This is a genomic window from Micromonospora sp. WMMD710 (genome assembly GCF_029626045.1).
Lineage (GTDB): Bacteria > Actinomycetota > Actinomycetes > Mycobacteriales > Micromonosporaceae > Micromonospora.
This window is the reverse complement of the sequence record NZ_JARUBD010000001.1, coordinates 4,780,021-4,793,645: the sequence shown is the minus strand read 5'-3', so window position 1 is coordinate 4,793,645 and position 13,625 is coordinate 4,780,021. Positions and strand designations below refer to the sequence as shown.

Sequence of the window (13,625 nt, the reverse complement as noted above, 5' to 3'; positions counted from 1 at the left end):
GGGCCGTGCCGACCGGGCGCGGCCCCGCCGGCCGATCTGAACAGGGAGGATGTTCCCGTGCCACGCGGAGAACTGCGCATCTATCTCGGAGCCGCCCCCGGCGTCGGTAAGACGTACGCCATGTTGGAGGAGGCCCAGCGGCGCGCCGCCCGCGGCACCGACGTGGTGATCGGCTTCGTGGAGACCCACGGCCGGCAGCACACCGCGGCCATGCTCGGCGACCTGGAGCAGGTGCCCCGCCGCGCGATGACGTACCGGGGCGCCGAGTTCACCGAGATGGACGTGGACGCCGTGCTGGCCCGCCGGCCGGAGATCGCGGTGGTCGACGAGCTGGCGCACACCAACGTGCCCGGCTCCCGGCACGACAAGCGCTGGCAGGACGTCCAGGAGCTGCTCGACGCGGGCATCGACGTGCTGTCCACGGTTAACGTGCAGCACCTGGAGTCGGTCAACGACGTCGTCGCGCAGATCACCGGCACCACCCAGCGGGAGACCGTGCCGGACGAGATCGTCCGCGCCGCCGAGCAGGTCGAGCTTGTCGACATGACCCCGGAGGCGCTGCGGCGGCGGATGGCGCACGGCAACATCTACCGACCCGACAAGATCGATGCCGCGCTGGGCAACTACTTCCGGGTCGGCAACCTCACCGCGCTGCGCGAGCTGGCGCTGCTCTGGCTGGCCGACAAGGTCGACGAGCAGCTCGACCGGTACCGCAGCCAGCAGGGCATCGCGGCCACCTGGGAGGCCCGGGAACGCGTCGTGGTGGCGCTGACCGGAGGCCCGGAGGGCGAGACACTGATCCGCCGCGCGGCCCGGGTCGCGGCCCGCAGCAAGGGCGCCGACCTGCTCGCCGTGCACGTGGCCCGCAGCGACGGCCTGGCCGGCGCCGACCCGGCACAGTTGGCCCGCCAACGGGTCCTCGTCGAGAGCCTGGGCGGCACGTACCACCAGGTGCTCGGCACCGACGTGCCGGCCGCGCTGCTGGACTTCGCGCAGGGCGTGAACGCCACCCAGCTGGTGCTCGGCGCCAGCCGGCGGGGCCGCCTCGCGCAGATCTTCGCCCGGGGTGTCGGGGTGACCACCACCGCGCTGTCCGGCTCGATCGACGTGCACCTGGTCACCCACAAGCAGGCCGGTAAGGGACGGCGGGCGGCGGCCGTGCCGGCGGCGCTGTCCCGGCGCCGCCGGCTGCTCGGCTTCGGCCTGGCGGTGCTGGGCATGCCGCTGCTCACCCTGCTGCTGAAGACGCTGCCCGACCTGACGTTGACCAACGACATCCTGCTGTTCCTCGCCGGGGTCGTCGGTGTCGCGCTGGTCGGTGGCGTGTGGCCGGCGCTGGTCGCCGCGCTCGGCGGCTCGCTGCTGCTCAACTGGTTCTTCACCCCGCCGTACCGGACGCTGACCATCGCCGAGGCCGACAACCTGCTCGCCCTGGCCGTGTTCGTCGCGGTGGCGTTGGCGGTCAGCTGGATCGTCGACGTGGCCGCCCGGCGTACCCGGGAGGCCGCCCGCGCCGCCGCCGACGCGCAGACCCTCGCCGCCGTGGCCGGTGGCGTGCTGCGCGGCGAACGCCCGCTGCCCGCCCTGCTGGACCAGCTCCGGGAGACGTTCGGGCTGCGCGCGGTGAGCGTGCTTGAGCTGGCCGAGGAGGCCGGCGGTCGCCCCGACCGGGCACGCGAGGAGCACGCCTGGTGCGTGGTGGCGAGCGTCGGCGATCAGCCGGCCTGCACACCCGACGGCGGTGAGACGGCGGTGCCCGTCGACGAGCGGATCACCGTCGTACTCAGCGGCCGGCGGTTGGAGGCCGCCGACCGGCGCATCGTCGAGGCGTTCGCCGCCCAGGCCGCCGTCGCGCTGCGCCAGGAGCGCCTCGCCGAGGAGGCCGCCACCGCCCGACCCCTCGCCGCCGCCGACCGGATGCGCACCGCGCTGCTCGCGGCGGTCAGCCACGACCTGCGTACGCCGCTGGCCTCGGCGAAGGCCGCCGTGACCAGTCTGCGCAGCCACGACATCGAGTTCGACGAGTCCGATCGCGAGGAGCTGCTGGAGACCGCCGAGGAGTCGCTGGACCGGCTCGCCCGGCTGGTCGCCAACCTGCTGGACATGAGCCGCCTGCAGGCCGGCGTGCTGGGCATCTCGGCCACCGTGATCGGCCTGGAGGACGCCGTACCCCTGGCCCTGGACGAACTTGGCCCGGCGGCCGCGACCGTCGGCACGGACATCCCGGCCGACCTGCCGGCCGCCGCCGCGGATCCGGGCCTGCTGGAACGGGTGCTGGTCAACATCGTCGCCAACGCGCTGCGGTACAGCCCGCCCGACCAGCCGCCCACCATCACCGCCAGCGCCCACGCCGGTCAGGTGGAGCTGCGGGTCATCGACCGGGGGCCGGGCATCCCGGAGGACCAGTGGGAGCACGTCTTCCTGCCGTTCCAGCGCCTCGGCGACCGGGACAACCAGACCGGCGTCGGTCTCGGGCTCGCCCTGTCCCGGGGGTTGGCGGAGGCGATGGGTGGCAGCATCACCCCGGAGACCACACCCGGTGGTGGCCTCACCATGGTGCTGCGGCTCCCCGCCGCCGCGCAGACCAACTCGGAGGGGCCGTAGGAATGACCCGCATCCTGGTCGTCGACGACGAACCGCAGATCCTGCGCGCCCTGCGGATAAACCTGCGCGCCCGCCGGTACGACGTGGACGTCGCCGGCACCGGGGCCGCCGCGTTGAAGGCCGCCGCCAGTCACCCGCCCGACCTGGTGGTGCTCGACCTCGGCCTGCCCGACATCGACGGCGTGGAGGTGATCCGTGGCCTGCGCGGATGGACCAGCGTGCCGATCATCGTGCTGTCCGGGCGGGCCGGCAGCGAGGACAAGGTCGCCGCGCTCGACGCCGGAGCGGACGACTACGTCACGAAGCCGTTCGGGGTGGAGGAGCTGCTGGCCCGCATCCGCGCCGTCACCCGGCGGCTCGCCGCGCCCAGCGACGCGGTGCCCGCGCTGCGGATCGGCCAGCACACCGTCGACCTGGCCGACCACCGGGTCTGGCGCGACGACGGCGCCGAGGTCAAGCTGACCCCCACCCAGTGGAGTGTGCTGGAGAAGCTGCTGCGCCACCCCGGCAAGCTGGTCAGCCAACGTCAGCTCCTGCAGGACGTGTGGGGGCCGGAATACCAGAACGAGACCAACTACCTGCGGCAGTACCTGGCCCAGCTGCGACGCAAGCTGGAGGATGACCCGGCCCGCCCCCGCCACCTCATCACCGAACCGGGAATGGGCTACCGCTTCCGACCGTGACCCGTTGACACCTGCCGCCAGAGATTGAAGAATTTCGTTCGCAGCGGCAGCGGCGTGCTTCTGTAACCGTCCCCCTCCGGTTACCCCTCGGGAGCCCGCCGTGTCTGTGCCCCTGTCCCGTCGTCGGCTGCTGACCGCCGGCGGCGTCGGCCTCGTCCTGGCCGGTCTCACCGACCCGTTCCGGGCCGGTCCCGCCCGCGCCGCCGTCACCACCGCCGACCTGGTCGTCTACGGTGCCACCTCCGGTGGGTTGGCCGCCGCGATCACCATGCGCCGGTTGGGCCGCACCGCCGTCGTGGTGGAGCCCACCAGCCACGTCGGTGGGCTGAGCACCGCCGGCCTCGGCGCCACCGACACCGGCGTCCAGGCGTCCATCGGCGGGCTCGCCGCCGAGTTCTACCGCCGGGTGTACGTGAAGTACCACGGCGGTACGCTCACGCCGACGTCGCCGCTGCGGATGACCTTCGAACCGCACGTCGCCGCCGAGGTCTTCGCCGACCTGCTGGCCGAGGCGGGCGTTCCGGTGGTCGTCAATGCCCGGCTGACCAGCCTCGGTCGCAGCGGCAACCGGATCACCGAACTGCGCACCGAGGACGGGTCGGTCTACTCCGGCGGGGTGTTCGTCGACGCCACCTACGAGGGTGACCTGCTGGCCATGGCCGGCGTGGGTTTCACCGTCGGGCGGGAGTCCAACGACACCTACGGCGAGACGATCAACGGGGTGCAGTCGCGCAACACCCACCAGTTCGTCTACCCCGTCGACCCGTACGTGACGGCCGGCTCACCCGCGAGCGGGCTGCTGCCGGGCATCTCCGCCACCCCCCTCGCCCCGCAGTGCAGCGGCGACGACCGGATCCAGGCGTACTGCTTCCGGATGTGCCTGACCCAGGCGGCCAACCGGATCCCGTTCGGCAAGCCGTCCGGCTACGACCCGATCCGATACGAGCTGCTGCTGCGCCACATCCAGGCCGGCTACACCGGGCCGTACTTCACCACCCACTCCGTCGGCGGCGGCAAGACCGACTCCAACAACAACGGGGCGGTGTCCACCGACCACATCGGCTTCAACCACGCGTACCCGACGGCGAGCTGGGCCGCGCGGGAGAGCATCATCGCCGAGCACCGCACGTACCAGCAGGGGCTGATGTGGTTCCTGGCGAACGACCCCCGACTGCCGGCGCCGGTCCGCGACTCGACCGCCCGGTGGGGGCTGCCGGTCGACGAGTTCACCAGCACCGGCGGCTGGCCGCCGCTGCTCTACATCCGCGAGGCCCGCCGGATGGTCTCCGCGTACGTGATGACCGAGGCCGACTGCCGGGGCCGTGTACGGGCCACCGACTCGGTGGGCTTGGCCAGCTACACGATGGACTCGCACAACTGTCAGCGGGTGGTCGTCGACGGCAAGGTCCGCAACGAGGGGGACGTGCAGATCAGCGTGCCCGCGCCGTACCCGGTGAGCTACCGCTCGATCGTGCCGCACCAGGCCCAGTGCGCCAATCTGCTCGTGCCGGTCTGCCTCTCGGCGAGCCACATCGCGTACGGCTCGATCCGGATGGAACCGGTGTTCATGATCCTCGGGCAGGCCGCGGCCACCGCGGCGTCCCTGGCGCTCACCGGGAACCTCGCCGTGCAGGCCGTGCCCGTGCCCACCCTGCAGTCCCGGCTGCGGCAGGACGGCGCGGTGCTGGAGTGGGGTTCGACCAGCGAGGTGATCCTGGACAACGCGGCGTCCAGCGGGATCACCCGGGCTGGAACGTGGCTGCGCAGCACCAGCATCGGCGGCTACTACGGCCCGGACTACGAGCACGACGGCAACACCGCCAAGGGCGTCAACCGGTTGCGCTTCCGCCCCACGCTGCCCACCTCCGGCTCGTGGACCGTGCACCTGCGCTGGACCGCCGACCCGAACCGGGCGACCAACGTGCCGGTGGACATCGCGTACTCCGGCGGTGTGACCACCCGGATCGTCGACCAGCGGCAGTCCGGCGGCCAGTGGGTGCCGTTGGGCACCTACCCGTTCACGGCGGGCACCGACGGGAGCGTGCTGATCCGCACCGAGGACACCGACGGCCACGTGATCGCCGACGCGGTGCGCTTCGTCCGCGCCTGACCGGGACGGGGTGCCGGGTCGACCGGGTGCAGAGGCGGTGCGACCAGCAGCGGGTCGACCTGGATCACGTCGATGCCGAGCGGACGGAGCATGCCGCGCAGGGCCGACTCGCACAGCTCCTCCCACGGCTGTTCCGCGCCCATCGCGGCGACCAGCAGATCCGCGCGGGTGAACGCGATGCCCACCCGCTGACCCTGCGGTGAGCGTCCGGTCCGCACCGTCCGCACCATCCGTCCCGGCAGGTCACGCACCGGAACGGCGTAGATTCTCGGGCCCTCGTCCATGGTTGATGTGGTCCCTTCCAAACGTGTCGATCCCGAGGGGGTCAATGACTGAATCGTTCGAGGTCGCGAGAGAAGCGGCGGATCGTCGCGGCCCGCGCCCAGGACGGGGCCGGCACCGCGATGACCGGTACGACGGCACGTTTCACGCAGTACCGGGTCACGTGCCCCCGCGAACGGCCGAAGCGGCCTCGCTCGGGGCTGCCGACGACGAGCAGGTCGGACTCGCGGTCCGCGTGGTCGACCAGCACCTGCCCGGCGTACCCCTGGGCCGCCACCAGTCGCACGGCCACGTCGCCGGGCATCCCACCCAGCGCCGCGTCGAAGACGCCGCGCAGATAGGCCAGGGCGGCGCGGTCGCACTCGTCCTGCCAGTGCCAGGTCAGCGTGCCGGGCCGCCAGGTCGGCGCGAAGACCCACGCGCGGACGGCGTCCACCTGCGCGCCGTCGCGGCGGGCCAACTGCACGGCGCGGCGCAACGCCTGCATCCCGGCGAACGACCGGTCGACGCCCACGATGATCCGGCGGGCAGCGGTGGGGCGGCTCATGCGGCGGACACCGCCCATGCCGGGGCGTCCTCCCGTACGTCGACCGGTGGGGTCAGGTCGAGGGCGCGGAGGATGTGGTGCGCCACCACCACCTCCACGCCGGCGCGCCGGCGCAGGTCGGCCACGGCGCGGTGCAGCACGGTCATGCTGTCGGCGGAGAGCCGCACCATCGCGTCGACGTCGGCGGCGATCCACCAGGCGTCGACGGCGCACGGCTCGTGGCGCAGGTACTCCACCAGGTGGCTGCCGGGCGCGGACGGCCCGAGCCGGACGCTGACCAGCGCCTCATGCCGGCGTTCCGGCCCGCCCGCCCTCGTGACGGGCTCGTCAGGGCTGCTGTCTGTGTCGGCGCCGGGTGGCGGGTTCCCGCGTTCCCAGCGTGTCATCCGCCAAGGACTCATGGACCCATCGTCGCCACGCAACGGCGGCGGAGCGCCCGTCGATACGCCGTTTCGACGGGCCACCGCCCATTCTTGACGCGCCGTTCACGCCGGGCTCAGAACTCGACGCCCACCAACCGTTCGGAGACCCTCCAGAGGCGGGCGGCGTCGTCGGTGTCGCGCGCCGAACGGTAGACGGCCAGCTCGGTCGGTCTGCCGGTGAACTGCCCCAGGCCGTCCGGGCCGTAGAACCGGCCGCCCCGGGCCTGCGCGCTGGTGGCCGCGTAGAGGGCGGGCAGCAGCCCGGCGTCCACCGAGTGCACGAGGATGCCCCAGCCGCCGGCCCGACTGCGCCGGTCGAGTTCCAGCCCGAAGTGCAGGGTGGCCAGCTTCGACGCGAGGTCCAACTGCCGGGTCGACACGACGGCGTCCGGCGCGGCGGCCCGGACGGTCTGCAGCGCGGCGGTGCCCTTGGCCGGATTGCGGACCGGCAGCACCACCTCGGCACCGGCCCGCGCCAGCCGCGTGGCCAGGCCGAGGCCCAGCCCGTCGCTGCCGCCGGTCACCACGGCGAGCTTTCCAGTCAGGTCCGGAACGGTCAGGTCGAGCATGGCAACTCCCCGGTCAACGATGTCCCTCATCGGTCGCGGACAACACTGGGCCGGCCGCCGACCGTTGCCCAGGGTGGCCTTGTCCAGGGATCGGCGGTCCCGGTCTGGCGGACCGTTGTCGGGCCCGCCGGCGTGGCGAGTAACGTTCCGGACGGACCAAGATCGGCGTACGAGGAGGCCCGGTGCAGACGACGACGGTGGACATCCCGACCAGCGACGGCGTGGCGGACGCCTGCCTGACCAGACCGGACGGGGACGGCCCGTTCCCGGCCGTGCTGCTCTTCATGGACGCCTTCGGGCCACGCCCGCGCCTGGTGGAGATGGCGGAGCGGATCGCCGCCCGGGGCTACCTGGTGCTGACGCCGCACCTGTTCTACCGGGCCGGCCGGGCGCCCCTGTTCGACCTGTCCCGACTCGCCGAGGCCGACCAGCGGGGCGCGATCTTCGAGAAGATCATGCCGCTGATCGGTGCGTTGACCGCCGACGTCATCAGCCGGGACACCGCCGCGTACCTCGAGTTCCTGGCCGCCCGCGACGACGTCCGGTCGGGCCCGGTGGCGATCACCGGCTACTGCATGGGCGGCACGAACGCGCTGCGGGCCATCGAGGCGCACCCGGACCGGATCGCCGCGGCGGCGAGTTTCCACGGCGGGCGGATTGTCACCGACGCGCCGGACAGCCCTCACCTGGGCGTCGGCTCGATCATCGGCGAGGTGTACTTCGGCCACGCCGACGCCGACCAGTCGATGACGCCCGAGCAGGTCGCCACGCTGGAGAAGGCACTCGACGCCGCCGGCGTGCGGTACCGCTCCGAGGTGTACGCGGGAGCGCACCACGGCTACACCATGTCCGACACCCCGGCGTACGACGAGCAGGCCACCGAACGCCACTGGGCCGCCCTGTTCGATCTGCTGGACCGCACCCTGCCGGTCGGCTGAGGCCGCGGGCCCTGTCCCGGGCCGGTCGTCAGCCGAGGCCGCCCGGGGCGTCGAGGTCGTTGCGGGGCCGACCGGGTGTACGGGTGGTCACGCTGAACCGGCCGTCGGCCTCCATCCGCACCTCGCGGACCTGGGAGAGGTCGACGACGCCCTGCTCGCGCAGCAGGGTGTGCAGCTCCTCGTTGGTGATCAGCTCCCGGCGCATGTTGGCCCGCATGACCCGCCCGTCCCGCACCAGCACCAGCGACCCGGGTCGGATCAGCCGCGCGGCGGCCTGCCAGCGGTAGGCGACGGCGTTCAGCAGGTACGACCAACCGATGATCACCCCGACCAGCAGCACCCCGTCGGTGACCGAGGTGTAGCCGCCGGACATGCCGTTCTGGGCGGCGTCCGCGAGCAGCACGATGACCAGCAGGTCGGTGACGCCGGTGGTGCCGCTCTCCCGCTTGAGGATGACCCGCAGGAGGGTGAACAGCGCGAGGTACATGACGCTGCCCCGGACCACGATCTCCAATAGCGGGGTGTCCGGGACGAACACCTCATGCCAGTCGGCCACCCGAGGGGCTACCCGCCACCCGACCAGCCATGCCTACCGGTCAGCGGCGCAGGAGCACCGGGCCGGCGTCGATGCGGGTGCGGAACAGCCCGTACGGTTTGCGCCGCAGATCCTTGCCACCCTGGTACTGCGCCTGCCGGTGCAGTTGGTTGGCGGTGACGTAGAGGTACCCGTCGGTGGCCACCGACATGGTGTCTGGCCAGAGCAACCGAGGGTCGTGGACGAGGGTCTCGTACTCGCCGTTCGGCAGCCGCCGCAGCACCGCGTTGTGCTCGTACGAGGTGAGGTAGAGGCGCCCCGCGTCGTCGGACTCCAACCCGTCCGACCCGGTGGCCTTGTCCCCCTCGTCGACGACCGTCGCCGCCACCGCCTCCTGCGTGACCGACGGGTCGGCCAGCGCCTCGGCGGACACGCTGTGCAGGCGTCGGGAAATCAGTGGGGAGTAGTACAGCCGGCTGCCGTCGGCCGAGATGGCGATGCCGTCGGAGCCCATCGCCAGCGGCTTCGGCGGCCCGTCCGGCGGTCGGGACAGGAGTGGCCGGCCCTCGACGAACGGGCGGTAGTTCTTCAACGGCTCCGCCTTGGTGGACGGGTGGTCGTGCAGTCGCCGCCAGGAGGCTCCGCTGGCCAGGTCCACCACGATGATCCCGTTCGGCCCGGAGTCCGTCGAGTCGGTGAGGTACGCGACCCCCGACTCGCCCCGCCGCAGGTCGAAGCGGACGTCGTTGATGTACGTCGACGCGGGTGCCACGTCCCTCGGGAAGGTGATCACCTGGGCGACCGTGTCGGTGTCCAGGTCGATCCGGACCAGCTTTGGCCCACCCGGCTTCGTCGGCTGGAACTTCGGGCTGCCGGTGTCCACCACCCAGAGCCGGTCCGCCGGGTCCACCACGATGCTCTGCACCGAGACGAACGCCCCCGCGTCGTCGTCGCCGGACGGTTCGTTCCACGCCTGGTCGGGGTAGGGCACCTCGCGGCCGTCGCGCAGTTCGACGACGGTGGCTGGCACGTCGTCGCCCCACCTCGGGAAGTTGATGAAGATCCGGCCCTGGTGCGAGACGCTCACCCCGGTCGGCATCGGGCCGGTGAACGTGTGCACCAGCTCCAGCTCCCCGACCGGCTCGTCGCCGACCGGACCGTTCATGACGCCCGCCCCACGGTGCTCATCGTCTCGCCCCTCTGCCGGTTGCCGTCGTGCCGCTATTCCCGCCCCGGCGTCCGGTATGCCTGACGCGTTGGCCGGGACGGTCAGCTGGCCTCGGGTGCGGTGGCGGGCGGGGTGGGCAGGCCGGGGACCTCGACGTCCACGGCGAGCAGTGCGCCGTCCGCCGGACCGGCCGACGTCAGCCCCAGGCGGGCGGTGCCGATGAAGAGTCGGCGCAGGTCGGAGCCGCCGAGGCAGATGCCGGCCGGCTGGGCTGCCGGTAGTCGGATCTCCCGGTCGAGGGTGCCGTCCGGCCGGTAACGGCGTACCGCCGAGCCGCCCCAGAGGGCGACCCAGAGGTGGCCCGCCGCGTCGACCGTCATGCCGTCCGGGCCGCCGTCGGCGGGGGCCAGCCGCAGGAACGGCTCCCGCCCGTGCAGGTCACCGGTGCGCGGGTTGACGGTGAACCGGTCGACCTCGCCGCGTGGCGAGTCGGCCAGGTACATCGTGGTGCCGGCGGCGTCGAACGCCGGGCCGTTCGGGATGGTCATGCCGGTGACCGCGGGTACCGGTGCCGCGCCCGGGGTCAGCCGGTACAGCGTGCCGCCGCCGGGCACTCCGGCGTACGTCATGCTGCCGGCCCAGAAGCGGCCGTGCGGGTCGGCGACGGCGTCGTTCATGCGGGTCGGCTCGGGCGCGTCGCCGACCAGGTCGGCGACCGGTCGGGGGTCGCCGGTGGCGGGCAGCAGGGTGACGCCGGTCCCGGCGGCGGCCAGCCAGTCGCCGGGCCGGTCGGTCACCGGGGCGACGGCGCCGAGCGGAACGTCGAGGCGGCGTAGCTCCCGCAGCGGGCCGGGGGTGTCGCCGCCGGTTTCCAGCAGCCGGCCGGCCAGCAGGTCGACGAGGACCAGCCGGCCGTCGACCCAGCGCAGTCCCTCGCCCAGCTCCAACCGGTCGGTGCTCCAGACGGTCGGTTCGGTCAGCTCCATCGCGTTCCTCCAACGATCTCCGACGGCGGCGTCGGCCGCCGCGCCGGTCAGCGGACCGTACCGCCAGGCCCGTGGTCGAGCAGCGTCAGCTCGCTCCGGTCCGCCAGGCCCTCCCAGTCACCCCTGGTGGCGACCGCGAACGCGCCGGTGGTGACGGCCCGGTCCAGCCGGGCTCGCGCGTCGAGGCCGTCCAGCCAGCCGGAGAGCAACCCGGCTACGAGGGCGTCGCCGGCGCCGACGGTGTCGACCACCGGCACCGTCCGGGCCGGCCGGTGCACCGTGCCGGTCGTGCTGTGGCTGGTCGCTCCGTCGGCACCGTGCTTCACGACGACCTCGGTGACGCCGGCTTCGCGCAGTGCCGCGACCGGGTCGGTCGCGTCGGTCAGCACGGCGAGTTCGTCGTCGGAGGCGACGACCAGGTCGATCGAGGGCAGCAGCGGTCGCAGTGCGGCGGCGGCGTCGCTGACCGACCGGAGGCGGTTGCGGTGGTTGACGTCCAGGCTGACGGTGCTGCCCGCCGCTCCGGCACGCCGTACGGCCTCCACCACCGCCTGGTCACGGCAGCGCCCTCATCGGGACCGCGCGGTCGCGTAGGCACCGTCGTCCGGACGCCAGCGTCAGTGATTGACCTGGCGGTGTGGCGTCAGTCGCGGCGGATCAGGCCCGGGCCGGCGGTGATGTCGATGTCGCCGCTCTCGACGTCGTGTCCGGCCGCGCAGCGGATCACGGCACGGACGGGCTCGCCGCAGTTGTGGTGGGTGGCGAGGATGCCGGGGCCGGCCTCGTCGGCGCTCCAGGTGTCGCCCCAGTTGCGCAGCGCCGTGATGACGGGGAGTAGGTCGCCGCCCTTGCGGGTGAGTTGGTACTCGTGGCGGGTGCGCTGCCCGGGCTCCCGGTACGGGATCCGTTCGAGCAGGCCGGCGGCGACCATTTCCTTGAGTCGGGCCGCCATGGCGGGTTCGCCGACCCCGACCCGGCGGACGAAGTCGTCGAAGCGTCGGGTGCCGAGCAGCGCCTCGCGCATGATCAGGATCGTCGACCGGCTGCCCACGATGTCCATCGCCCGTGCGACCGAGCAGTTCGCCATCGACCAGGAGTCGCGGTCGTCCCGTAGGTCCTCCATGCCACCCAGCCTACCTGACTTGCGTTGGAGTTAGCCAGCATGCTTCACTGGGGAGCTGCTGACTTGCCAGGATGAAAGCCAGCCTCCATCGACCCGAGGACACTTCGTGACCACTGGCATCACGGCCCCGTCCGGATCCGGACCGGCCGTCACCGCCCGCTCATCCGTCCGTGGCTCCCGCCCGATGACCCTGGTCGCCATGTGCCTGGGTGCGATGATCACGTTCCTGCAGATCACCGCGACGGTCTCCGCCCTGACCAGCATCCAGCGCGACCTGCGGGTCGACCCGACCACCGTGATCTGGATCCCCAGCGCCTACACCCTGGTCGTGGCGAGCCTGGTGCTGTCCGCAGCCACTCTGGGCAACCGCTACGGGCGCAGGCGCATGTTCGGCGCGGGTGTCGTCGCGATGATCGTTGGCGGTGCCGTCGTGGCCAGCGCGCCCACCGTCGCCTGGGTGCTCGTCGGGCAGTTGATCGCCGGACTCGGCGGGGCCCTGATCCTGCCGAACAGCCTGGCGATCCTCGGCGCGACGTTCACCGACCCGCACCGCCGTACCGAGGTCATCACCGCCTGGTCGGCCGCCTCCGGGATCGGGCTCGCGATCGGGCCGCTCATCGCCGGTACGCTGCTGCGGGACCACCAGTGGCACAGCGTCTACCTGTCGACGATCGTGCTGGGTGTGGTGACCCTCGTCGTCGCCGCGATCGGGGTGGCCGAGTCCCGGCAGAGCGCGGGCCGACTCGACCTCCCCGGCCTGCTGCTCGGCACCCTCGCCATCGCCGCCTCCGTCTACGCCATGATCCAGGGCGGGCGCGACGGCTACACCAGCCCAGTCGTGGCGACCGCCTGGATCGTCTCGGCCGCCGCGCTGGTCGCGTTCGTGCTGGTCGAGTTGCGCACCACCGCGCCGATGCTCGACGTACGGCTGTTCCGGTCGGCGTCGTTCAGCGCCGTCATGGTCGTCGCCGCGGTGTCGCTGTTCGGCTTCACCGGTGTGGCGATCCTGCTCGTCCTGTTCCACGAACGTGCCCAGGCCCTCACCCCGCTGGACACCGGCTGGCGGATGCTGGTGCTCTTCGGCGGGTACGTGCTCGTGGCCTTCGCCGCCGGGCGGACGATCCGGCGCACCGGCTTCAAGGCACCGCTCACCCTCGGCCTGGTCCTCGGCGCGGTGGCCACCTTCGGGCTCGCGGCACAGGGGGCGACCACGACATTCGATCACCGTTGGGCGCTGTTCGCCCTGTTCGGTGCCGCCAGCGGTCTGGTGGTGGCCCCGGCGACGGCGGCGGCGTTGGCCAGCGTCGCGCCCGCCCAGGCCGGCATGGCCTCCGGTGCGGTCAACGCGGCCCGGCAGGTCGGCTCGGTGCTCGGCTCGTCCCTGCTGGGCACGCTGCTCACCACCACGATGCTGGCCAACCTGCCGGACCGCCTCGCCGCACACCAGGTGCAAGAACCCACCCGATCGGCCGTGCGGGCGGCGGTGGCCGCCGGCGCCACCGGCGACCAGCCGCTGCCCGACCCGGTCCGGTCGGCACTCGCGGAGGCGATGACCACCGGAGTCCAGGCCGGTCTGCGGATCACCGGCATCGTCTTCCTGGTCACCGCCGTCCTCGCGCTCACCCTCATCCGCAACCGCCCGCACCAGCACTGAAGCC

General features: G+C 72.8%; 14 protein-coding genes. 5 read left to right on the top strand and 9 right to left on the bottom strand.

Translation table 11 applies throughout. The annotated features are described in order from the left end of the window. Window positions 1-57: 57 nt before the first annotated feature. The 3 genes from O7620_RS22110 (at window position 58) to O7620_RS22100 (ending at window position 5,397) form a co-directional block, all read left to right on the top strand. Complete coding sequence (locus O7620_RS22110) at window positions 58-2,604, top strand: DUF4118 domain-containing protein (RefSeq protein ID WP_278124865.1); 2,547 nt, start codon at window positions 58-60, stop codon at window positions 2,602-2,604. A gap of 2 nt (window positions 2,605-2,606) precedes the next feature. Continuing rightward, entirely contained in the window at window positions 2,607-3,287 is a 681-nt protein-coding gene (locus tag O7620_RS22105; protein WP_151490191.1) for a response regulator, read from the top strand. A 100-nt stretch (window positions 3,288-3,387) separates the two neighbouring features. Next, complete coding sequence (locus O7620_RS22100; protein WP_278124863.1) at window positions 3,388-5,397, top strand: FAD-dependent oxidoreductase; 2,010 nt, start codon at window positions 3,388-3,390, stop codon at window positions 5,395-5,397. Here O7620_RS22100 and O7620_RS22095 read toward each other — a convergent pair. The 4 genes from O7620_RS22095 to O7620_RS22080 all read right to left on the bottom strand — a co-directional run bounded on the left by O7620_RS22095 (window position 5,298) and on the right by O7620_RS22080 (window position 7,217). Further along, the gene (locus O7620_RS22095; RefSeq protein WP_151490180.1) at window positions 5,298-5,648 is read right to left on the bottom strand and encodes an SAV_915 family protein; all 351 of its coding nucleotides are present in this window, start codon (window positions 5,646-5,648) and stop codon (window positions 5,298-5,300) included. The two genes, O7620_RS22100 and O7620_RS22095, sit on opposite strands and share 100 nt — an antisense overlap. A gap of 74 nt (window positions 5,649-5,722) precedes the next feature. Then, entirely contained in the window at window positions 5,723-6,226 is a 504-nt protein-coding gene (locus O7620_RS22090; RefSeq protein WP_278124862.1) for a universal stress protein, read from the bottom strand. Then, window positions 6,223-6,627 carry a hypothetical protein gene (locus O7620_RS22085; RefSeq protein WP_151490165.1) on the bottom strand — a complete coding sequence of 135 codons (405 nt, stop codon included), beginning with the start codon at window positions 6,625-6,627 and terminating at the stop codon, window positions 6,223-6,225. Before O7620_RS22085 ends, O7620_RS22090 begins: the two co-directional genes overlap by 4 nt. A gap of 95 nt (window positions 6,628-6,722) precedes the next feature. Continuing rightward, window positions 6,723-7,217, bottom strand: coding sequence for an SDR family NAD(P)-dependent oxidoreductase (locus O7620_RS22080; RefSeq protein ID WP_278124861.1), 495 nt, complete (start codon window positions 7,215-7,217; stop codon window positions 6,723-6,725). Window positions 7,218-7,399: 182 nt separating this feature from the next. Here O7620_RS22080 and O7620_RS22075 point away from each other — a divergent pair, with 182 nt between their 5' ends. Next, the gene (locus O7620_RS22075) at window positions 7,400-8,155 is read left to right on the top strand and encodes a dienelactone hydrolase family protein (RefSeq protein WP_278124860.1); all 756 of its coding nucleotides are present in this window, start codon (window positions 7,400-7,402) and stop codon (window positions 8,153-8,155) included. Window positions 8,156-8,183: 28 nt separating this feature from the next. On the opposite strand, the gene O7620_RS22070 is transcribed toward O7620_RS22075, so the two are convergent. The 5 genes from O7620_RS22070 to O7620_RS22050 all read right to left on the bottom strand — a co-directional run bounded on the left by O7620_RS22070 (window position 8,184) and on the right by O7620_RS22050 (window position 11,967). Further along, a complete protein-coding gene (locus O7620_RS22070; RefSeq protein ID WP_151490159.1) occupies window positions 8,184-8,711 on the bottom strand; it encodes a YetF domain-containing protein in 528 nt (175 codons plus the stop codon). Between the two features lie 40 nt (window positions 8,712-8,751). Beyond that, window positions 8,752-9,855, bottom strand: coding sequence for an L-dopachrome tautomerase-related protein (locus tag O7620_RS22065; protein WP_151490157.1), 1,104 nt, complete (start codon window positions 9,853-9,855; stop codon window positions 8,752-8,754). A gap of 104 nt (window positions 9,856-9,959) precedes the next feature. After that, entirely contained in the window at window positions 9,960-10,844 is an 885-nt protein-coding gene (locus O7620_RS22060; RefSeq protein WP_278124857.1) for an SMP-30/gluconolactonase/LRE family protein, read from the bottom strand. A gap of 47 nt (window positions 10,845-10,891) precedes the next feature. Beyond that, on the bottom strand, window positions 10,892-11,389 hold the full coding sequence (locus O7620_RS22055) for a PfkB family carbohydrate kinase (RefSeq protein WP_278124855.1): 498 nt from the start codon (window positions 11,387-11,389) through the stop codon (window positions 10,892-10,894). Between the two features lie 98 nt (window positions 11,390-11,487). Then, the gene (locus tag O7620_RS22050) at window positions 11,488-11,967 is read right to left on the bottom strand and encodes a helix-turn-helix domain-containing protein (protein WP_278124854.1); all 480 of its coding nucleotides are present in this window, start codon (window positions 11,965-11,967) and stop codon (window positions 11,488-11,490) included. Between the two features lie 106 nt (window positions 11,968-12,073). Between O7620_RS22050 and O7620_RS22045 the strand changes: the two genes are divergently transcribed. Further along, entirely contained in the window at window positions 12,074-13,621 is a 1,548-nt protein-coding gene (locus O7620_RS22045) for an MFS transporter (RefSeq protein WP_278124853.1), read from the top strand. Window positions 13,622-13,625: the final 4 nt, after the last annotated feature.

Excerpts from the sequence above, each read along its gene's own strand:
- O7620_RS22060 (WP_278124857.1), bottom strand. The coding sequence starts at position 10,844 with ATGGAGCTGACCGAACCGACCGTCTGGAGCACCGACCGGTTGGAGCTG.
- O7620_RS22080 (WP_278124861.1), bottom strand. The coding sequence starts at position 7,217 with ATGCTCGACCTGACCGTTCCGGACCTGACTGGAAAGCTCGCCGTGGTG.
- O7620_RS22105 (WP_151490191.1), top strand. The coding sequence starts at position 2,607 with ATGACCCGCATCCTGGTCGTCGACGACGAACCGCAGATCCTGCGCGCC.
- O7620_RS22090 (WP_278124862.1), bottom strand. The coding sequence starts at position 6,226 with ATGAGCCGCCCCACCGCTGCCCGCCGGATCATCGTGGGCGTCGACCGG.
- O7620_RS22050 (WP_278124854.1), bottom strand. The coding sequence starts at position 11,967 with ATGGAGGACCTACGGGACGACCGCGACTCCTGGTCGATGGCGAACTGC.
- O7620_RS22085 (WP_151490165.1), bottom strand. The coding sequence starts at position 6,627 with ATGAGTCCTTGGCGGATGACACGCTGGGAACGCGGGAACCCGCCACCC.
- O7620_RS22065 (WP_151490157.1), bottom strand. The coding sequence starts at position 9,855 with ATGAACGGTCCGGTCGGCGACGAGCCGGTCGGGGAGCTGGAGCTGGTG.